This window comes from Janthinobacterium sp. GW821-FHT03A03, assembly GCF_059421435.1.
Genome location: NZ_JBWKUZ010000004.1, coordinates 71027 through 93825, shown reverse-complemented (window position 1 = coordinate 93825; position 22799 = coordinate 71027). Strand labels below are relative to the sequence as shown.

Sequence of the window (22799 nt, the reverse complement as noted above, 5' to 3'; positions counted from 1 at the left end):
TCCGGCATGTCACGAAGCCGTCATTTTTGCTGTGTAGGCTATTGCAGTTGACGCAAGAATTGTTACTTGATAACACTCCCATGCAGTGTCTTTCCACCCTTTCACGATAGCGACACGATAGCGATATGACAGGCAGCCCGGCATCCGTTCACGTGCTTGCGCTGGCGGGATACCTGGTCCTGCTGGGCTTTCTGACCGCCGCCGGTCCCGTGCGGGCGCAGGCCGCCGCCGATGGCGCCGTGCTGCAGTTCGATATCGCCGCGCAGAACCTCGGCGATGCGCTCGACCTGTACAGCCGCCGCACGGGCATCGCCGTGCTGGTGGACCAGCGCCATGCGCAGCGCCAGTCCGGCGCCGTGCGCGGCGCGCATGCGCCCGGCGCGGCCCTGCAAATCCTGTTGACGGGCACGGGCCTGCAGGCGCGCCAGTCGGACGCGCAAGCCGTCACCGTGTACGCGCCGGCCGGCGCCGCCGCTACGCCCGAGCCGCCGCCGGCCGCCGTCGTGGCCGCCGCCGACATACCGGGCGCGCGCCAGGGCGGCGCCGATGTGGCGGCCTACGTGAGCCGGCTGCAGCATGTGCTGCTGGGATTGCTGTGCCGCGCGGCGCAGACGCGCCCCGGCGGCTACCGCCTGGCGCTGCAGCTGTACCTGAACCGCGCCGGCGTGGTGGAGCGGGTGCAGCTGCTCGACAGCACGGGCTTGCCCGCGCGCGACACGGCCATCGCCCGCCTGGTGCTGGGCATGCAGGTGGGCGCGGCGCCGCTGCCGGCCCTGCCGCAGCCCGTGTCCATCCTGCTGCTGCCGGATGGGCCGGGCGTGGAAGTCGATTGCGCCGCCCGCGCGCCGGGAAGGCGCGCGCCATGAGCATGCCCGACCTGCGCAGCAAACTGAAACGGCACCTGAGCAGCCGCTACGCCGTGCTGCGCTGGCGCCTCGAGCGCGTCGTCGGCTGCAAGCACAATGCGGCCGATGCGCTGCAGGAAACCTGGCTGCGCCTCGAAGCGATGGCCCAGCCTGTCGCCGTGCACAATCCCGACGCCTACCTGCTGCGCATGGCGGCCAATATCGCCACCGATGCCTACCGCCGCGACCAGATCATCGTCACCGAGCGCGAACGCGAGGAACTGATGCACATGGCCGACGACAGCGCCAACGATGTCAGCGACCCGGCGCGCATCGTCGCCGCCCGCCTCGACGTGCAGGCGCTCGACGCGGCGCTGGCGGGCCTGTCGCCGCGCCGCCGCGCCATCCTGACGGCGGCCCGCGTCGATGGCTTGCTCAACGGCGAAATCGCCGAGCGCTTCGGCATTTCCGTGGCGATGGTGAAGAAAGAATTGCAGGCCGCCATGCAACACTGTAAAACGTGCATGGCCGACGCCGATGCCGCCCAGCGCAGCGATGTGGCGGGCCGACGAAAATATTGATAATGCTCATGAATACTTTTGACCGCGATCAACGCGGGCCTTCTACTACTGCCGACAGCGATGCCGCCATCGGCCAGCAAGCCGCTGCCTGGTGGGCGCGCCTGCGTGCCGACGATTTCACGCGCGCCGACGCCGACGCCTTGCGCGCCTGGTGCGCCAGCAGCCCCGACCATGCGCGCGCCTGGCGCGAACTGCAACAGCTGTGGCAGGCGCTCGACCCCGCCTTGACCCGCGCCGCCGCCGCGCCGCAGCGGGAAAACGTGCTGGCTTTCCCGGCCAGGCCCGGGCGGCGCGCCTTCCTCGGCGGCGCGCTGGCCGCCGGCGTGGCCGCGCTGGCCCTGCGCCCGCCGCTGGGCGCATGGCCGTCGCTGCAGGAGCTGGGCGCCGACTACCGCACGGGCACGGGCGAACAGCGGCAAGTGGCCCTGTCGCCACAGATGACGGTGCAGCTCAATACCCAGACGCGCATCGATGTGCGGGCGCCCGAGTCCATCGAACTGCTGGCCGGCGAGGCGGAAATTCTCGCCAGCGGCGCGCGCCAGCCCGTCAGCGTGGTGGCGGGAGCCGGGCGCCTGCTGGCGCAGTCGGCCCGCTTCAACGTGCGCCACACGGACGACGCCGTCTGCGTCACCTGCCTGGCGGGCGCCGTGGACGTCGTGTGGCGGCAGCGGCGCGTGACCCTGGATGCGGGCCAGCAAGTGGTCTACGACGGGCGCGGCGTGCAGGCGGCCAGGATGGCGGCGCCGGGCGAGGCCAGCGCGTGGCGCACGGGCGCGCTGTCGTTTGCCGGCAAGCCGCTGGCCGAGGTGGTGGCCGAAATCAACCGCTACCGGCCCGGCCGGGTGCTGCTGCGCAACCCGGAACTGGGGCGGCGCCTCGTGCGCATGCGCTTTTCCATCGCCCAGATCGATGGCGCGCTGGCGATGATACGCGACCTGACGGGCGCGCAGATGACCAGCCTGCCGGGCGGCGTGGTGCTGCTGAGCTGATCGCCGCATGTGCGGCGGCAGGGGCTGGCAAAATATTTTTCAAAAAACATTATCCTTTCCGCCACCGAGCTACGTCATGGAGGTGTGGACGCTTGTGCGACAGCCAGGCTCCGTTCCCATCTCACTAGCCAGGAAACCATTGCCATGACCAAGTTTCACACTGCCCAGCGCCCAGTCCCGAACGTCGACACGGGCGCGCAGCGTAGCTCCACGCTGGGCAGCCGCCTGCGGCTCACGCCGCTTGCCTATGCATTGACCACCATGCTGATGGCGGGCGCCTTCAGCACGCCGGCGCGCGCGCAGCAGGCGTTCAGCGGCAGCTGGTTCGCGGCCAAGGGCGCGGCGCAAAATACGGCGGCCACCTCGGGCCGCCTGCCGAACGGCCAGCCGCTGCCGCTGGGCAGCCGCCCCGAAGGGCAGCAACAGCAGGCCAATCAGCAGTTGCAGCGTTCGCTCAACAACCTGAACCTGGCCGCGCGTGCCATTGCCGCGCAGCAAGCGGCTCAGGCGCAGGCGCGCCAGGCGGCCGCCGGCGACGCCGGCGTGCCGAACGGCCTGGCGCAGGGCGGCTTGCAGGTCGACACCAACAGCCTGACGGCCGGCTGGCGCAACGCCCAGGCGCCCGTGCAGACGGTGGCGGCAGGCAAGACGGCCGTGGTGGTGCAGCAGACGGCGGACAAGGCCATCCTGAACTGGGAAACATTCAATGTGGGCAAGGACACGACATTGACGTTCCAGCAACAGAAGGACTGGGCCGTGCTAAACCGCGTCAACGATCCGCAGGCGCGTCCCAGCCAGATCCAGGGCCAGATCAAGGCCGACGGCACGGTATTGCTCGTCAACCGCAACGGCATCGTGTTTAGCGGCACGAGCCAGGTCGACACGCGCAGCCTGGTGGCGGCCGCGGCCCGCATCGGCGACGCGCAATTCCAGAAAAACGGCATCTACAGCGCCGGCACGGCCGGCGCCACGACTTTTACGGACGCGGGCGGCAAGGTGCAGGTGCAGGCGGGCGCGCGACTGGCCAGCAATGCGCCCAAGGGCAGCACGGAAGGGGGCGGTTACGTGATGCTGCTGGGCAAGGAAGTCCACCATGCGGGCGAGATCAGCACGCCCAGGGGGCAGGCCCTGCTGGCCGCCGGCGACAGTTTTACCATCAAAAAAGGCGTGGGCACGGACGGCAATCCGCTGTCGACCACGCGCGGCAGCGAAGTCACGCCGCAGTTTGCCGCCGGCAGCACGGCGGGCAAGGTCGTCAACACGGGCCTGATCCAGGCGCGCGAAGGCGACGTCACGCTGGCCGGGCGCGACGTGCGCCAGGAAGGCGTGGTGCTGGCCACCACCACGGCCGCCACGCGCGGCACCGTGCACCTGAACGCGCTGGGCAGCGACGCTGCCGTCACCGTGGGGCGCGGCGCCACCACGGCCATCGTGCTCGAGGACGACGGCAAGACGACGGCGCTCGACAGCCAGCGCGACGCCATGCGCGGCCCGGCCGTGACGGCGACGGACAACATCGTTGGCGTGAACGACCGCCGCGACCAGTCGCGCATCGAGATCGGCAGCGCCGGCACGGTGGAATTCCTCGGCGACTCGCTGACCCTGGCGACGGGCGGCCAGATCGCCGTCAAGGCGGCCAGCCGCAGCCTGCTGCGCGACGGCGCCCAGCTCGACGTCTCCGGCGCCGTCGGCGTCAAGGTGGCCATGGAGGCCAACAATATCGAGATCAACGTGCAGGGCAACGAGCAGCGCGACGCGCCCGTCAACCGCGACGGCAAGGCCTTGATCAATAACAATATCTGGGTCGACCGCCGCAAGCTGGTGTTCGTGCCGAAAGGCACGAACGGCTACGACAGCGACCGCTGGTACACGGCCGGCGGCTTGCTGGAAGTGGCCGGCTACCTGGGCACGCAGGGCCATTCCGTCAGCGAGTGGATGGCGCAGGGCGGCACGGTGAGCTTCGGCGGCAAGGATGTCGTCACGCAAGCCGGCTCCGCCATCAACCTGTCGGGCGGCACCCTGGACGTGCAGACGGGCGCGCTGCGCCAGACCTGGCTCAAGGGCGCGGACGGCAAATTATATGAGGCGGGCAGCGCGCCGGCCGACTTGCCGTATGCGGGCGTGTACAAGGGCTACGAGGAAGAACATGCGCGCTGGGGCAAGGAAGCGAGCGCCTTCTACGCCAATCCCCTGATCGCGGCGCAACAGCGGCTGGAAAACGGCTACACGGTGGGCCGCGACGCGGGCAAGCTGGTGGTCGCGACCGGTTCGGCCGTGCTGGAAGGGGCGATTGCGGGCGAAGTCTTCCAGGGCGAGCGCCAGACGCAGGCGCCGCAGGCCCTGCTCGACGGCTACCAGCAGTCGCAGCTGGCCGCCGCGCAGCGGGGACAATTGATCGTCGGCCAGTACCAGCCCATGTTCGACAAGCGCACGGGCGTGCTGCAGCACGCATTGTCGGCCGTCATGGACGAGGTGCGCCTGACGCGCGTGCAGGACGGCATCGCCGCCGGCCTCGACGTGACAGGCGTACTGGCGTCAGAGCGCCAGGGCAAGCTGCTGCTCGATACTGGCTTGCTCAATGAGCAACGCCTTGGCGCCATCCGCCTCGCCGCGAAAGGCGCGATCACGGTCGACAGCGCGCTGCAGGTGGCCGACGGCGGCAACATTACCCTGTTCGGCAAGGACCTGGCCATCAACAGCAGCCTGCGCAGCCATGGCGGCAGCATCATGGCCGGCAACGTGCTGAACCAGATCGGCGCGCTGGGCATGGTGGACACCGTCGTCAATCAGGGCGGGCCAGCGGGCAAGCTGGTGCTGGCCGACGGCGTCACGCTCGACACCAGCGGCCTGCTCAGTAATGTGCTGCGCGATCCGCTGGCCGCCGCCGGTTTGCCATATATCAATGGCGGCAATGTGTCGCTGCGGGCGAACGGCGACGTGCGCATCGGCAGTGGCAGCCTGATCGACGCCGGCTCGGGCGCGGCCATCCTGGCGCAGGGCAAGCAGCAGGGCGGCAAGGGCGGCAACGTGACCCTGGCCAGCTATGGCGCCAAGGCCGACCTGGTGCTGGGCGCGGGCGCGCAGCTGCGCGGCCATGGCGTGACGGGCGGCGGCAAGCTGGAATTACAGGCGAACAAGATCGTCATTGGCGACATTGAAAAACCCGTCGCAGGCGCCCTGCAGCTGGGCGGCGACTTTTTTGAACAGGGTTTTTCCAGCTACAGCCTGGTCGGCAAACAGGGCTTGACGGTCGCGGCCGGCACGCAAGTCGATGTGCGCATGCCCGTGCTGCGCGTGGTGGACAACGAGAAACTGGCCCTGTGGACGCCGGAGCCGGTCACGGAGAACCCGCTCAAGGGCACCTTGGCGCAGCGCAAGGGCGCCAGCCTGGCCCTGCAGGTGGGCGATATCCAGTCCGGCGCGGCCGACATGGCCACTGCCCAACTGCTGGTCGGCACGGGCGCCGTGGTGAGCGTCGATGCGGGCCAGTCCATCAAGCTGGCCAGCGTGGGCCAGCTGACGGTGGACGGGCGGCTGAACGCCTGGAGCGGCAAGATCAGCCTGGGCGGCGTGGGCGTGGACGTGAACGTGTCCGAAGCGGTGGAGGCGGCCGGCCATGGCCGTTCCATCTGGATCGGCGAGAATGCCGTGCTCGACGTGGCGTCGCGCGCCGTCACGGCCACGGACGCGCAGGGCCGGCGCTATGGCAAGGTGGCGGACGGCGGCAGCATCGTCGTCGGCGGCGAAATCGACCACGCGCAGGGCAGCACCTCGGCCGCCAGCCTGTTCGTCGTCGTGCGCGACGGCGCCGTATTGGACGCTTCCGGCGCGCATGCCGTGCTCGACGTGAACGGCGCGGCCGTCGACGTGGCCAGCGCGGGCGGCAGCATCGCGCTGGCGTCGAACAACGGCTTGTACCTCGATGGCCAGCTGCGTGCCTGGGCGGGCGGCGCGGGGGCGGCGGGCGGCAGCCTGTCCGTGGCCACGGGCTCGCCCGTCTACCTGAAAACGCTGGCGACGGACAAGGTGCTGCAGGGCCGCCAGCTGGCATTGACGCAGCGCAAGGTTGCCAGCGACCTGGCCGGCGGCGTGCATGCGCAGGATGCGGCGCAGGACGGGCCGCAGGCGCTGCAGTACGGCCATGGCCGCTACTCGGTGGAGCAGGTGGAGGCGGGCGGCTTCGGCAACCTGGCCCTGCTGGGCGCCGCCTCCTTCGATGGCGACGTGTCGCTGACGCTGCAGCAAAGCTTCCAGCTGTATGGCGCGCCCGTGCTGGCGCCAGGCAGCAAGCCCGGCGCGAAGGTCGGCATCGCGGCGCCGTACGTGCGCCTGGCCAGCGTCAAGCCGGCAGCACGCGACTACTATGTCACGCCGGGCACGGCGGGCCAGTCGCCGATGGCCGGCCAGGTCAGCATTGCTGGCGACCTGATCGACGTGCGCGGCCTGGTCGACATTCGGGCGGACGACGTGCGCCTGACGAGCCGCGGCGACCTGCGCTTCCTGCTGTCGCCGCTGGGATGGGATGGCAACCAGGCGACGACGGTGCTGTCCACGCCGGGCGACATGACCCTCGCTGCGGCCCAGCTGTATCCGGAAACGGGCGCCGGCGCCGCCGTGCGCGCCGGCTATAGCAGCATCAATGGCAAGATCGGCTACGATCCCGCCCATGCCCTGAACATCGCGCGCACCACCGACAGCGTGCCGGCCATGCCGTATTCCGCCTTCGGCTCGCTGGAACTGGCGGCCGCGCACATCGAGCAGGGCGGCGTCGTGCGCGCACCGCTGGGGCGCCTGGCCATCGGCGCGGCAGGCTATGACAATGACAAGAGCCTGAGCGTGAATCTGCTGTCCAGCAGCATCACCTCGGTCAGCGGCGCCGGCCTGGTGATGCCGTATGGCGGCACCGTCGATGGCCAGACCTGGAACGTCAACGGCAAGCCGGCCACCCTGATGGGCGTGGGCGGCATCAATGCGCAGGGCGGCCTGCGCATCGGCGTGGACATGGCCGGCGTGGCCGTGGACGTGCGGCCTGGCGCGCTGCTCGACCTGTCCGGCGGCGGCGAACTGACGGGCGCCGGTTTCATCGCGGGCCGCGGCGGCTCGACCGACGCGCGCTACCACCCGCTGGCGCAGGTGGGGGCCAATGGCGGCTTTGTCCTGCCGGGCCTGGCGACGAATCCCGTGTACGCCATCGTGCCCGGCGTACAGGCGCCGCAGGCGCCCGCGGGCGGCGACAAGGGCGCCGCCGATCCAGCCATCGGCCGGCAGGTGACGCTGGGCAGCGGCGTGCCGGGCTTGCCCGCCGGCACCTATACCCTGATGCCGTCGACCTATGCCCTGCTGCCGGGCGCCTTCCGCGTGGAACTGAACGGCCTGGCGGGCCAGGGGAGCGCAGGCACGCTGGCGCAGCCGCTGCGCAACGGTTCCTGGAGCGCGCCCGGCACCCTGTCGATCGCCGGCACGGACATCCGCGCGCCGCTGGCCAGCCAGCTGATACTCACGCCGGCCAAGGCCTTGCGCACCTATTCCCAATACAACGAAACCGGCTATGCGGCCTACGCGCTGGCCGATGCGCAAACGCGCGGCATCCCCCGCGCGCTGCTGCCGGCCGACGCGAAGACGCTCAAGCTGACCCTGGCGCAGGACGGCGGCCCGGACACCTTCCAGTTCAAGGGCACCGGTAAATTCGGCGCCGCCAAGGGCGGCTATGGCGGCACCGTGCTGCTGATGCCGGGCCAGAGTGCCAACGGCGATATTGAAATTCTCGCCGACGGCGCGCCCGCCACCAGCGGCGCCGGGCTGGTCAGCGTGCGCGCCTCCAGCCTGAACAATATCGGCGCTGCCCGCATGATGCTGGGCAATGCACCATCGGTGGAATATGGCCAGGCTGGCAACTACGTGAACTTCGGCGCCAAGTCGGCGCGCGCCATCTACTTGCGCGCGGGGGCCGTCCTGTCGGCGCCCGAGGTGTTCCTCGTCGCCCAGGACCCCAGTAGTTATCTGCTGGGCGATGGCTTGATCGATATCGCGCCCGGTGCCGGCATCAGCACCGTGGGCAAGGGCAAGGCCGCGTATGACGCCAACGACGGCTTCATCTACAAGAAGGGCCGCGCGGACGTGCACATGCTGGCGGCCTCGAACGGCTTGCTCAACGTGGCGCCGGCCAGCGGCACGGCGCGCGGCGGCATCCGCATCGGCGTGTGCGACGACGCCTGCACCGACAAAGGAACAGCGAGCCTGTACTCGGAAGGTACTTTGCTGCTGTCGACGAATGGCAGTTTCGCGCTGGACGACACGGCCCGCTACGGCACGCGCAACCTGAGCCTGGCCGTGGGCGCCATCAACATGGGCAGCGGCGAGGCGCTGGCGGCGGCCCAGGCCAGCGGCACGCGCTCGAGCGGCCTGACCCTGAACCAGGGCGTGCTGGACCGCCTGCTGCGCGGCGATACCGGCACGGGCGCGCCGGCCCTGCAGTCGCTCATGCTGAGCGCGGCCGACAGCGTCAATTTCTATGGCGACGTGGTGCTCGATACCTATGACAAGGGCACGGGGAAATCGACCTTGGAGCGCCTGGTGCTGACCACGCCGGCCATGTATGGCCAGGGCGGCGCCGATACCGTGGCCACCATCCGCACGGCCAACCTGATCTGGGGCGGCGCCCTGTCGCCGGCCGGCAATGTGATCGCGCACGGTGCCGGCACGGGCAGCGGCACCCTGAACCTGGAGGCGCAGCGCATCGATTTCGGCTTCGGCCCGTTCACGCAGCCGGCCGGCGTCGCCTCGTTCGACCGCCTGGCGCTCGGTTTTGGCAACGTCAACCTGAAGGCGTCGGGCCAGGTGACGGCCAACCACAAGGGCAGCCTGTCCGTCTACCAGGCGCAGGGCGCCTACGAGGCCGGCAAGGGCTACCAGTACAGCGGCGGCAAGCTCAATATCAGCACGCCGCTGCTGACGGGCGACTCCGGTTCCGTCCACAGCTACACGGCGGGCGGCGCGCTGACGGTGGCGGCGCCGGCGGGTACGGCGCCGGCCGCGCCCGTCAAGAATACCGATGGACTGGGCGCCCAGCTGGCCTTGAACGGCGACAGCGTGAGCGTGGCGACGGCCGTGGTGTTGCCTAGCGGTAAGTTGGCGATCGGCGCCCGGCGCGACATCACCGTGGCCGACGGCGCGCGCATCGACATGGCGGGCCGCAAGTCCACCTTCTTCGACGTGGACAAATACAGCTGGGGCGGCGACGTGACGCTGGACAGCCGCGCCGGCGATATCCGCACAGCTAGCGGCGCCGTGATCGACGTGTCGGCCGAGAACAACCGCGCCGGCAGCCTGAAGGCCGTGGCCCTCGATGGCGCGGCCGGCATGGTCGACTTGCAGGGCAAGTTACTGGGCGGCGCCAGCGGCAGCTACGACGCGGGCGGCACCGTCGTGCCATACAAGAAGGGCAGCGTGGACGTGCGCGCGCAGACGCTGGGCGCGGGCGGCACGCTGGACAGCCAGTTCGCGTCGCTGAACGCGCGCCTGACGGAAGGCGGCGTGACGGGCGGGCGCAGCTTCCAGCTGAAACAGGGCAATTTGACTATCGGCAATGAACTCAAGGCGGGCGAGGTGCAGGTATCGCTCGACAACGGCAAGCTGTCCGTTGCCGGCACCGTCGACGCCAGCGGCGAGCGCGTGGGCAGCATCCGCCTGGCCGGCAAGCATGGATTGACGTTGGCCGGCAATGCCGTGCTCGATGCGCATGGCACGCTGTTGCGCGTCGACAGCTATGGCAAGATCATCGACAGCCCGAACCGGGCCACGGTGGAACTGAACGGGGGCGAGGGCGTACTCGACCTGGCGGGCGGCGCGCAGATCGACGTGCGCCACGGCACGGCGGCCGTGGCCGGCAAGGGCAAGGGCGAACACGACGGCGCCGCGCGCGGCACCGTGGAATTGAGCGCGCCGCGCCTGGGCCGCGGCGGCGTTCGCACGGATCTTGATGCGGCCACGTTCGGCGACATCGCCATTGCGGCCGGCGGCGGTTTGACGATACGCGGCGCGAAATCGATCGCCGTCAACGCCATGCAGCGCTATGACGACGCGGCCTACGCCGCGGACGTGTCGGCCAGCGGCCGCCCCTACCAGGTGATCGACCAGGCATATCTCGACAGCAAGCATGCGGACAGCACGGCTTTCATCGATGCGGCGTTGGCCAACACGAACTTGCGCAATATCAAGCTGGCGGGCTTGAACACGGCCGCCTATGCCGATGCGCTGCATCTGCGTCCCGGCGTCGATATCGTCAGCAAGACGCCAGACGGCGACCTGGTGGTGCGGGGCGACCTGGATCTCTCAAACATGCGCTACGCCAGCCTGAACCCGCGCTTCCCGCACACGGCTGTGCGCGGTTCGGGCGAGGTGGGCAGCCTGCTGCTGCGCGCCGGCGGCGATTTGAGCATCTATGGCAGCATCAACGACGGCTTCGCGCCGCCGCCCGCCACCCAGGATGACAAGGGCTGGATCTTGCTGCCGGGGCGCGACATCAATGGCAGCGACGTCATCGTGCCGGGCCAGGGCGTGACCGTGGCCGATGGCACTTTGTTCCCGGGCGGCATCGCGCTCAATTACGACGTGCCCCTCAAGGGCTTCAATCTGGACGCGCAGACGCGCCTGCCCGTGGCCATGACCCTGGACCAGGCGGTCACCTTGCCGGCAGGCACGGTGCTGGCGGCCGCCGTGCGCGACAGCGCCGGCAACATCGTCCATGCGGCAGGCAGCCTGCTGGCCACGGCGCAGACCTTGACAGCCGGCATGCGCCTCGACGCGGGCAGCGTGCTGGCGCAAGCGGTCAAGGTGCGCGCCATGACCTGGCCCAAGGGCGTGCCGCTGCCTGGCGTGGCGGGCGAACGCTCGGTGTTTGCACTCAATGGCAACCTGGCGCTGGCCGTGGGGTCGCTGATCCCGTCCGGCACCGACGTCAAGCTGATGGCCGGCGTGGAATCGATCGCGCTGCGCCCGGACGTGGCGGGCAGCCAGGGCAAGCTGTGGGCCATCGCGCCCATGCTGGCGGAAGGCTCGCAGGCATGGGGCATGCGCCTGGTGGCCGGCGCCGACCTGGAAGGGGCCGACACGCGCGGCGTGCAGGCGCATCCCGCGCACGGCAGCCTGCGCCTGGCCGACAGCCATTACGGCATGTACGGCGTGCTGGTGCCGCCGAAGGGCGTGCAGTACTGGACCAAGGAAGCGCAGGAACTGGGCGAGCGCGAGGGCTTCCCCGGCATCGTGGCGGGCGAACCCATCACCGAGGAATTCACCAGCCAGTTCGGCCAGACTGTCGAGCAATTTTGCGCCAACGACCCGACGTTATGCCTGCTGAAGGTGGCCTACGTGTGGACCAAGGCTGGCGCGGAAGAGTATGCGGATGACAAAGTGAAGGCGGGCGACCTGCTCGACCCCGTGGCGCTGAAGTGGCCGACCATTTGCGAGGACAATCCCACCTGGTGCGGCACGGCCAACCCCACGTTCGACTACAAGGCGAGCAGCCTGCGCCACAGCGTGCTGCGCACGGGCACGGGCGACCTGGACCTCGTCAGCGGCGGCGACCTGCGCGTGGACAGCCTGTATGGCGTGTACACGGCCGGCATGTCGTCCGCGCCGACGGCGGCCGGCGACCCGTACAACCTGCCGCGCGCGCGCAATGCCGAAGGCAAGGTGCTGGGCAACCCCGACGGCGCCCATGAACGCCTGGTCGACGGCGGCGCCGACAGCATCTACCGCGCCTGGTATCCGGAGCAGGGCGGCAACCTGCTGCTGCAGGTGGCGGGCGACTTGAGCGGCTCGCTGGTCGACGCGTCCAGTTCCATCAACCTGCGTCCCGTTCCCTTGGATGGTATGGCCGATTCGGTGGCAGTGGGCAACTGGCTGTGGCGCCAGGGCAGCGGCGGCGTGGCCACGGGCGGCGCGCCCCAGCCGACAGCGTGGTGGATCAATTTCGGCAGCTATGTGGGCCGCGGTACGCTGGCCGACACGGTGCTGGGCTTTACAGGCTTCGGCACCCTGGGCGGCGGCAATGTGCGCGCCGAGGTGGCGGGCGATGCTGGCGTGCTGGCGCCGCTGACGGGCAGTTCGTATAACGGCAGCATCAATCCCCGTTCTCAGGGCTTGCTGCTGGCCGTGGGCGGCACGGGACGCGTGCTGGCCGACGGCAGCCTGCTGCAGACGGGCGGCGGCGACCTGGACCTGCGCGTGGGCGGCGCCCTCAACCCCGGCGGCGGCTCCGGTGGCAATCACCTGAACGGCGCGCTGGTGGACTTGCGTGGCCACGCGGAAACGTCGGCCACGCAACTGGGCAGCGTGGCGCTGCATTATGGCACCCAAGCCACCGATCACGTGCCGCTGGAAGCGCGCGCCTACGATGCCTTCCGCGCCACGCGCGCCACGGCCCGGGGCGGCATGACCCTGGTGCCGGGCGACGCCACGTTCAGCGTGGCGACGCTGGGCGACCTGGTGCTGCAGGATGTGGCCGATCCCGGCCGCGTGACCGCGTTCAATGCCACGCCGTTCACCGGCGCGGCCGGTGAGCAGGGCTACGGCTACAGCTGGTTCAGCCTGTGGACGCCGCGCACGGCGCTTGACCTCTACTCCGCCGGCGGCAACATGACGCCGCTGTCGGCGTCCGTCGGCACCGATACCGACCTGGCCACCGTCTATCCGTCCATCGTGCGGGCCGCGGCCGCGAATGGCAGCTTGTACTACGGCAAGACCATCACGGATTGGGGTGCTGCGTCCGCGTATGGCCCGCCGCTGCTGCTGGCGCCGTCTCCCAATGCCCAGCTGCAATGGCTGGCCAGCGACTCCATCTACGCGGGCGGTTTTGCCGTCAGCCAGTCCGGCGCCGCCGCCGACAGCATGGCGACGCCGTTCAAGCCAGCCTTCACGGGCTGGGATATCCGGCCGAATGAGACTAATCCCCTGGCCACGAATGTCTCGAGCACGGGGACGCCGATGGCGAAATGGAACTTCCCGCTGTTTGCCTTCGGCCCCAATTCCTCGGCCGGCCCCGCCAACAGCGGCACGCAGGTGACCCGTATCTATGCCGTCAAGGGCGACCTGGTGGGCGTAAACAGCGGGCGTATCCTCGCGTTTCATGACGCCAGGCGTGCGGGCATCACCTGGTATGAGGGCGGCCAACCCGTGTGGATGAAGGCGGGCCGCGATATCGTCGGCAGCGGCACGGCGCAGCTGGAAGCCAAGAACGGCAGTGCCAGCAACAGCGACATGAGCTTCATGAATATCAGCAACCTGTTCGTGCACAACAATGCGTTTGACGTCTCGGTGGTCTCGGCCGGGCGCGATATCCTGAACAGCTCCTTCAACGTGGCCGGCCCCGGCACGCTCGATATCAGCGCCGGACGCAACATATTGATGCAGGACAAGGGCAGCGTCGTCAGCCTCGGCCCCGTCGTGGCGGGTGACAAGCGCCCGGGCGCCGGCATCGCCATGCAGGCGGGCGTGGGCGCGGCCGGTCTCGACTACCTGCGCTTCGTCAAGCCGTATCTGGACCCGGCCAACGTGGCGCAGGCGGGCGTGCCGCTGGCCGGCCAGGCTGGCAAGGTGGTGAAATCGTACGAGGGCGAACTGGCCACCTGGCTGGCCGAGCGTTATGCTTTCAAGGGCACGGCCGCCGAGGCGCTGGCCTTTTACCTGGCCTTGTCCGAGCCGCAGCAGCGCGTGTTCGCCCGCGACGTGTATTTCGCGGAGCTGAAGGCGGGCGGGCGCGAGTTCAACGATGCGGACAGCCCGCGCCATGGCAGCTTCCTGCGCAGCCGCAACGCCATCGCGGCCCTGGCGCCGGCCACGGACGCCAGCGGCAAGGCCATCGATTATGCGGGCGACATCGTCATGTACCGCGGCCTGTACGCGGTGCGCAATGATGGCGAGCAGCGCTGGGACTATTTCCCCCGCAGCGGCTACGTGCACACCAACTTCGGCGGCGATATCCAGCTGCTCACGCCGGGCGGCAAGCAGGTGTTCGGCATCGAAGGCGAGGCGCCGCCGTCGACCTCGGGCGTCATCACCAAGGGCGGCGGGAATATCGAGCTGTTCTCGCACGGCAGCATCCTGCTGGGCCAGAGCCGCGTCATGACCACGTTTGGCGGCGATATCCTCGGCTGGTCGTCGCAGGGCGACATCAATGCGGGGCGCGGCTCGAAGTCGACCATCGTCTACACGCCGCCCAAGCGCGTGTATGACAACTGGGGCAACGTGACCCTGTCGTCCGACGTGCCCAGCACGGGCGCCGGCATCGCCACCCTGGCGCCGATCGCCGAAGTGCCGGCCGGCGACGTGGACTTGCTGGCGCCGCTGGGCACCATCGACGCGGGCGAGGCGGGCATCCGCGTCTCGGGCAGCGTCAACCTGGCCGCGCTGACGGTGGTGAACGCGGCGAACATCCAGGTCAAGGGCGAAGCGAAGGGTATGCCGGCGGTGGCGTCCGTCAACGTGGCCGCCATGACGAACGCCAGCGCGGCCGCCACGCAGGCCACGGCCGCCGCCCAGGACGTGGTGCAGCGCGAGCGCGCCGCCACGCGTGCCGCGCAGCCGTCCGTGTTCACGGTGCGCGTGCTGGGCTTTGGCAACGACGCCCCGCCCGACAGCGCGCAGGCGGCGCCGCAGGACGGCGCGCGCACTGAAGCGGCCGACTACAACCCGCGCAGCGCCGTGCGCGTGCTGGGCCTGGGCGCCTTGCCGGAATCGGCCGCGCGCCAGCTGACGGCGCAGGAACGCAGCAGGTTGTCGCCATGATGGCCGCTGCAAGCGCCGCGCCGGCGCCCGTGCGGGTGGTACATGCGGCAAGCGCGCCGCCGCGCGGCCTGGCCGCCTGGGGACCGGCCGTGCGCCTGCGCCCGCGGGCGGCCAACGACGTGGCGCCCGCGCCGGGGCAGGGCAGCCAGCTGCAGGCAGTGCTGGAAAGCAATTACGCAAGCCTGCACCGCCGCCTGGCGCGCCACCTCGGTTGCGCCGAGCTGGCCAGCGACTGCCTGCACGACGCCTGGCTGCGCCTGGGCGAGGCGCCGGCGGGCGGCAGCCGCACCGTGGCGCACAGCCCTGTCGCCTACGTGTTCCGCGTGGCCTGCAACGTGGCCACGGACAGCCTGCGCCGCAGCCGCGCCTGGCTGTACGCGGATGAGGAAGAAGGCGAGGCGGCGCTGGTCGACGGCGTGGCCGACACGGCGGCGGGGCCGGAGCGGCTGGCCGAGCTGCATGGCGACTTGCACCGGCTGGAGCAGGCCGTCGCGCTGTTGCCACGGCGCCACCAGCAAGTGCTCGAAGCATTGCGCGTGGACGAGATGAGCCGCCAGGAGGTGGCGCAGCGGCACGACATGTCGCTGCGCAAAGTCGATACGGCCTTGCGCCAGGCGCTCGACCATTGCGCCCGTCACACGGGCTACGCGGCGCTGGCCGGCGTGAGCGCCTCCCGGCGCATGGTGCGGCTGCGCGAAATGTGACAAAGCGTGTATTTCTGGTAATTTCCTGGTGTTATGCTCGGAACGCATGTTGTGGGGCAGTTTTCTGGCCCGCAAGATCATGCAGCCAGGAGATTGCATGGACAGGTCGACAACGCCGCCCCGGATACTGATCGTCGATGACGAGCTGGCGCACGTGCGCGCCCTGTGCGACACCTTGCGCGGGCAGGCGTACGACACGACGGGACTGGCGTCGGGCGAGGCGGCCCTGTCGCTGCTGGCCATCGAATCGTTCGACCTGCTGCTGGTCGACCTGATGATGCCGGGCATGAATGGCATCGCCGTGGTGAAAGCGGCGCGGCTGCTCGACCCGGACCTGGCCTGCATCATCATGACGGGCGAAGGCACGATCGCCTCGGCCGTGCAGGCCATGCAGGCGGGCGCGCTCGATTACGTCGTCAAGCCATTCAAGGTCTCGGGCATCCTGCTGATACTGGCGCGGGCGCTGGAGACGCGCCAGCTGCGCATCGCCAACGCGCGCCTGGAACTGCTGCTGCGCCAGCATACGGCCGAACTCGACGCCATGAACCAGGATCTGCGCCTGGCCCGCGAGGTGGCCGAGCGGGCGAACCAGGAAAAGACCAATTTCCTGTCCAGCATGAGCCACGAGCTGCGCACGCCGCTCAATGCCATCCTCGGCTTTTCGCAGATGCTGACGTCCGACTCCATTCCCTCGACGGCGCAGGAAAAGAAAACCTTTGCCTCGCATATCTACGGCGCGGGCCGGCATCTGTTGACTTTAATCAACGATATCCTCGATATCGCGAAAATCGAGTCGGGCAATCTGTCGCTGTCGATGGAAGCGGTGGGCCTGGCCGACATTTACCATGAATGCTGGCAGATGATGGAACCGCTGGCGCGCAAGCGCGGCATCACCTTGACCTTTGTCGAGGCGGGCAGCATGCATGTGCTGGCCGACCGCACGCGCCTCAAGCAGGTGCTGCTCAACCTGCTGTCGAACGCCGTCAAGTACAACCGCGAACAGGGTGAGGTCCACGTCGATTGCCAGCCCGTCGACGGGCGCCGGCTGCGCCTGTCCGTGCGCGATACGGGCGGCGGACTGAGCGCCGCACAGCTGGAGGCGCTGTTCCAGCCCTTCAACCGCCTGGGGCGCGATGCCCGCGACGAAGAGGGCACGGGCCTGGGGCTGGTCGTGAGCAAGCGCCTGGCCGAAGCCATGCAGGCATCCATAGGCGTGGCCAGCACGCCCGGGCGCGGCAGCACTTTCTGGCTCGATATCGCCAGTTGCCCCGAGCGGGCGCCGCAGCCGGAAAGCCCGCGCCTGCCCGTATTTCCCCGTCCGGCCGAAGCGTTGCCGTTGCCGGAACGCAAGACGCTGCTGTACGTGGAAGACAATCCCCTGAATGTCACGCTGGTGGCGGGCCTGATCCATTTCCGCCCCGACCTCGACCTGCTGTCGGCCGGCGACGGGCAGACGGGACTGGACCTGGCGCGCCGCCACCTGCCGCAGCTGATCCTGATGGATAGCGACCTGCCCGACATCAGCGGCACCCAGGTCATGCAGGTGCTGCGCGCCGATGCCCGCACCGCGCATATCCCCGTCATCGCGCTGACGGCCGTGGCGGGGCCGGCCGACGTGCGCCACGGGCTGGCGGCGGGCTTCTACCGCTATCTGACCAAGCCGATCGACGTGGGCGCGTTTTCCGAGGCCATCAACAGCGCGCTGGAGTCGGCCACGGCGCAGCGCAGCGCATGAATGCCCCGGCGCGGCGCGGGCTCTGGCTGGCGGCGGTCGCGCTGCTGCTGGCGCTGTCCGCCGCGGCCATCTGGCGCCTCAATGCCCGTGCCGGCCCGCCGCCCGGCCCCGTGGAAGTGCTGCGCCTGGCCGTGAATGCGGAATACGTGGGCAGCTGCCCCGTCCTGGCCGCGCGCGGCCAGGGGTATTTTGCGCGCGAAGGCATCCATGCGCTGCTGCAGCCGTATTCGTCGGGCAAGGCTTCGATGGAAGCCGTGCTGCAGGGCACGGCCGACCTGGGCACCGTGTCCGATATTCCCGTGGTGCTGGCCAGCCTGAAAAACCAGGCCGTCGTCATCATCGCCAGCATTTTCGAGGCCGAGCGCGACCACGGCATCGTGGGGCGCCTGGACCGCGGCGTGTCCACGCCCGCCAGCCTGAAGGGCAAGCGCATCGGCGTGACCCTGGGCACCTCGGGCCAGTTCACGCTGGACGCCTTTCTGAACCGCCAGAAGCTGCTGCCGGCCGAAGTCACCTTGCACAACTACGCGCCGGACCAGCTGGCCGGCGCGCTGGCGCGCGGCGAGGTCGATGCGGCGGCCGGCTGGGAACCGTTCCTGACGGGCATGACGCACGCCATCGCCGGCAATGCAGCCATCTTTTATGGCGAAGACGTGTATGCGGGGCTGTTCAACGTGGCCGGCACGGGCGATTACGTGCGCGGCCATCCGGCCACGGTGCGCAAGGTGCTGCGCGCGCTGCTCGCCGGCGCGCGCTTCTGCCGCGACGAGCCCGATGCCGCGCGCGCCCTGTTTTCCAAAGCGTCGGCCAGCGAGGCGGCGCGCCTGCAGGCGACCTGGCACGGCTACGAGTTCGGCGTCGTGCTCGACCAGCGCTTGCTGCTGGCGCTGGAAGACGAGGCGCGCTGGGCCATCAAAAACCGCCTGGCCGGCAGCGGCGAGATGCCGAACTTCCTCGACGCCGTCTACCTGGACGGCCTGGAAGCGGTGGCGCCATCGGCCGTGACGGTCATTCATTGAGAAAACCACCGTGAAAATCGTGACGCGCTTCAAGCTGGCCGAACTGTTTTGCGTGGCGCTCGTGGCCGTCATCGTCGCCGTGCTGTTTTCCACCACCATGGCGATGCAGCGCGAACTGGCGAAAAACAAGGCGGCGGCAGATATCCTGCAAGCCGTCACGTCGCTGCGCTACCTGTCGATCGAATACGCGCTGCACCATGGCGCGCGCACGCGCGCCCAGTGGCAGTTGCGCAGCGAGTCGCTGGCCACGGGGCTGCTGGCCACGCCCGCCTTCAACGGCGGCGAGGAGCGCGCGCTGCTGCGCGAATTGCAGGGCGACCTGGCCGGCGTGGGCACGCTGTTCGAGCTGTTCGTCGCCAACCACCGCGAACTGGGGCAGGACCCGCAGCGGCGCGAAGTGCTCGGCGAGCTGGAGTCGCGCCTGTCCGGGCAGATCATGGGCAAGGTGCAGGGCATGATCTCGGATGCGATGCGGCTGTCCGAATTGAGCCGGCAAGGGGTGCTGGCGGCGCAGCAGCGGGCCAACGTGGCCGTGGTGCTGTTCGGCGGCATGATCATCGCGCTGGTGGCCGGCTTGATCTATTTCACCATCACCAGCGTCACGGGACCGCTGGAAAAGCTGCGCCAGGGAACCCTGATCGTCGGCGCCGGCAAGCTCGATTTTGCGCTCGGCGTGCACACGAAAAATGAAATCGGCGACCTGGCGCGCGCCTTTGACGGCATGACGGAAAAGCTGCGGCGCACCACCGTCTCGCGCGATGAGCTGGCGCGGACGAATACCGCGCTGGAAAACCAGATCGCCGAGCGCCAGCTGGCCGAGCGCAAGGTGCATGAACAGGTCGAGCGCCTGAACCTGCTGCAGCAGATCACGCGCTCGATCGGCGAACGGCAGGACTTGCGCAGCATCTTCCAGGTCGTGGTGCGCAGCCTGGAAGACCAGCTGCCCATCGATTTCAGCTGCATCTGCCTGTACCGGCCGTCCGAGCACGCGCTGCAGGTGACGTGCGTGGGCGTGCGCAGCGAGGCGCTGGCGCAGTCGTTCATGATGGGCGAGCAGGCGCACATCCCCATCGACGAAAATGGCCTGTCGAGCTGCGTGCGCGGCAAGCTCGTGTATGAAGCCGACATCGCCGGGGTGGCGTTTCCGTTTCCCCAGCGGCTGGCGCAAGGGGGGCTGCGCGCCCTCGTCATGGCGCCGCTGCTGGCCGAAAACACGGTCTTCGGCATCCTCATCGTGGCGCGCCGCGCCGCGCACAGCTTCACCAGCGGCGAGTGCGAATTCCTCAGCCAGCTGAGCGAACATGTGGCGCTGGCCGCCAACCAGGCGCAGCTCTACGGCGCGCTGCAGCGCGCCTACGACGATTTGCGCCAGACGCAGCAATCGGCGATGCAGCAGGAGCGCCTGCGCGCGCTGGGCCAGATGGCCAGCGGCATCGCGCACGACATCAACAACGCCATTTCGCCCGTGGCCCTGTACACGGAATCGCTGCTGGAGACGGAAACGAGCCTCAGCCCGCATGGCCGGCATTGCCTGGAGGTAATCGAACGCGCCATCGACGACGTGGCCGCCACCGTGGCGCGCATGCGCGAATTCTACCGCCAGCGCGAACCACGGCTGGCGCTGGCGCCCATCAACGCCAACCTGGTGGTGCAGCAGGTGCTGGACCTGACGCGGGCGCGCTGGAGCGACATGCCGCAGCAGCGCGGCATCGTCATCGTCCTGCACACGGAGCTGGCGGACGAGCTGCCCATGCTGCCCGGCAGCGTGGGCGAAATCCGCGAAGCGCTGACCAACCTGGTCTTCAACGCCGTCGACGCCATGCCGGAGGGCGGCACCCTGAGCGTGCGCACCAGCTGCGTCGGCGTGCCGGGGGGGACGGCGCGGCAGGTGTGCATCGAGGTCGGCGACACGGGCGTCGGCATGGACGACAATACGCGCCGGCGCTGCCTGGAGCCGTTTTTCACCACCAAGGGCGAACGGGGCACGGGCCTGGGCCTGGCCATGGTGTACGGCATGATGGAACGTCACGGCGCCAGCATCGACATCGTCACGGCGCCGGGGCAGGGCACGACGGTGCGCCTGGCGTTTCCCGCCGACGCGGCGCAGGACGTGGCCGAACCGGACGAGGCGGCCCACGTGGTGCCGCCGCGCCTGCGCATCCTCGTCGTGGACGACGACCCGATGGTGCTCAAGTCCCTGCGCGACATCCTGGAAATCGACGGCCACGAGGTGGTGTCCGCCGACGGCGGCCAGGCCGGCATCGACTGCTTCCGGGCCGCATACGGCAGCCACGCGTATTTCGCCGTGGTCATCACGGACCTGGGCATGCCCTACGTGGACGGGCGCAAGGTGGCCAGCGCGGTGCGCCAGTGTTCCCCGGCCACGCCCATCATCATGCTCACGGGCTGGGGCCAGCGCCTTTCAGCCGACAGCGACTATCCCGAACACGTCAACTGCGTGCTGGGCAAGCCGCCCCGGCTGAAGGAATTGCGGCGCGCCCTGAACAAGGTCATTTCGACGGGTTAGCGCCGCCGAGTCGTTCAAGCTCTATCATCCTTGTTTAATCCGTATCAAGCTTCGCTGCGACGTCCGCACAGCCGCGTGACGACTCACTAGACTTGTATGAATGGACCCGTCATTCCAGCCTTTGCCAAAGGCGTGATGAGTTTGTTTGTTATCTGTCCAAGCGAGTCAAACGACTTGTCGTGAATTAGGGCGATACTGTGATCATACCGAGACCCCCGCCAGGAGCGGCACCTGTCCCGACGTACAGCAGCGATTCGCTGAGCAAGAAAATAGCGATCCTCGACCTCGTGACGACCTTGACATATAAACTGGCCGTTGCAGCGGGTGCCATCGTCACGCTGACTTATCTGTTTGACATTCAATTTTTCCCCAGTGGCCTGACGCCAGGGGAAGTGGTGTTCTTTATCTTTGTGGCACTGATGTTCGGTTTTCTGTACTGTATCTTCCTGTTGTTCGGGGCCATGTCCGCACTGTGGCTGCTGCAACTGCTTTCTTTGTCGGAACGGTGTATTGCCACGCGGCGCGCCTTCCATGGGCGCGCGGCCCTGTTTGTCGTTCCAGCCGGGCTGCATGGCGTTGGCTATTTTCTAGTATCGCTTTCCTTTTTTTTGCTGTCCTTGCATTTTGCTTTCGCCGGCGCACAACCTTCCTTGTTTTTGCTGATACTGATCTTTTTTTGTGCCGGTTTCCTTACCCTTTTTATAAGCACGGCTGGTACGCAAGCGGGTATCACGGTCGCAGGCGCGCAGCCGAAGCCGCAGCGCAGATTGGCGCAGCTTGCCGCAGTGTTCGTGGCACCGCTGGTACTCGTGCTGTTCTTCGGGCCGTTCATGAATATGGTGCATATGGCTTTCCAGCTATTGGGTGTGCGTATTCCCGACGTGAGCATTGAATTGCCCGAGAGCGAGCTCGGTGAAATCGAGCGCGTCACGGAAGTCGTCGGCCGCCCCATCCTTGACTGCCGCAGGGGCGCCGGGGGCAGATTGCTGGTACATCATGCCGATGTCTTGTGGACCAGCGTTGGCGGCGTGTCGCTTGTCACGTTCACTGTACGCACGAAGCCGGAGGCCGGCATTTTCAGCCCTGAGCCGACCATCCTCAGGGTTGCCACCCTGCGTCTGGACGCGGCAACGATGCGTGTCATCAAGAGCAGGCCTGCGCTGAATCCCTGTTTCGATCTTTCCAATGACTTGCTGTTCAAGACCGCCAGTGCGCAATTATTGCCAACGGCACAAGCGCGTCTGCAGGCTCTTGCCTCAGCCATTCTGGCAGCGGGCGCCCCGAGTGACATTCTGGTGCGGGGTCACAGTGACGCCCGTCCTTTCGCGAGTAGCATTGCCGGAAAAGCCGTGGATAACCAGCGTCTATCGGAGCTGCGCGCAGAGGCGATCGTCAATGTGCTCAGAACTGCGCTGCCTGGAAAGAAGCTGACATTTACCGCGGAAGGGGCTGGTGCGCGGGAGCTGCGCGTGAAATGCCCTGCCGAGGCAAGTACCACCTCCTATGAAACGGAACAATGCAATGCCTTGAACCGCAGGGTGGAGGTGCGCGTGATGTACGCACGAATGCAGTAGGCGAGCGGTGGCAACGGCGTTTTAGCCGTTGCCACCGCTCGC

General features: G+C 68.6%; 9 protein-coding genes. All 9 read left to right on the top strand.

The genetic code is table 11. The annotated features are described in order from the left end of the window. Positions 1 to 125: 125 nt before the first annotated feature. The 9 genes from AC07VI_RS11290 (at position 126) to AC07VI_RS11250 (ending at position 22757) form a co-directional block, all read left to right on the top strand. Positions 126 to 866 (top strand): STN domain-containing protein, encoded by a 741-nt coding sequence (locus tag AC07VI_RS11290; protein WP_143450716.1) that lies wholly within the window; start codon positions 126 to 128, stop codon positions 864 to 866. Continuing rightward, on the top strand, positions 863 to 1426 hold the full coding sequence (locus AC07VI_RS11285) for an RNA polymerase sigma factor (protein ID WP_139842713.1): 564 nt from the start codon (positions 863 to 865) through the stop codon (positions 1424 to 1426). The genes AC07VI_RS11290 and AC07VI_RS11285 overlap by 4 nt, the downstream gene beginning before the upstream one ends. Positions 1427 to 1434: 8 nt before the next feature. Further along, positions 1435 to 2415 (top strand): FecR family protein, encoded by a 981-nt coding sequence (locus AC07VI_RS11280; RefSeq protein ID WP_492993845.1) that lies wholly within the window; start codon positions 1435 to 1437, stop codon positions 2413 to 2415. Positions 2416 to 2559: 144 nt separating this feature from the next. Continuing rightward, entirely contained in the window at positions 2560 to 15198 is a 12639-nt protein-coding gene (locus tag AC07VI_RS11275; RefSeq protein WP_492993847.1) for a filamentous hemagglutinin family protein, read from the top strand. Continuing rightward, positions 15195 to 15902, top strand: coding sequence for a sigma-70 family RNA polymerase sigma factor (locus AC07VI_RS11270; protein WP_492993849.1), 708 nt, complete (start codon positions 15195 to 15197; stop codon positions 15900 to 15902). The genes AC07VI_RS11275 and AC07VI_RS11270 overlap by 4 nt, the downstream gene beginning before the upstream one ends. 97 nt (positions 15903 to 15999) lie before the next feature. Further along, complete coding sequence (locus AC07VI_RS11265; RefSeq protein ID WP_086147419.1) at positions 16000 to 17637, top strand: response regulator; 1638 nt, start codon at positions 16000 to 16002, stop codon at positions 17635 to 17637. Then, on the top strand, positions 17634 to 18656 hold the full coding sequence (locus AC07VI_RS11260) for an ABC transporter substrate-binding protein (RefSeq protein ID WP_492993851.1): 1023 nt from the start codon (positions 17634 to 17636) through the stop codon (positions 18654 to 18656). Before AC07VI_RS11265 ends, AC07VI_RS11260 begins: the two co-directional genes overlap by 4 nt. 10 nt (positions 18657 to 18666) lie before the next feature. Further along, positions 18667 to 21183: an ATP-binding protein gene (locus AC07VI_RS11255; RefSeq protein WP_492993853.1), complete on the top strand. Its 2517-nt coding sequence runs from the start codon at positions 18667 to 18669 to the stop codon at positions 21181 to 21183. Between the two features lie 296 nt (positions 21184 to 21479). Further along, positions 21480 to 22757 (top strand): OmpA family protein, encoded by a 1278-nt coding sequence (locus AC07VI_RS11250; RefSeq protein WP_086147416.1) that lies wholly within the window; start codon positions 21480 to 21482, stop codon positions 22755 to 22757. Positions 22758 to 22799 lie beyond the last annotated feature (42 nt).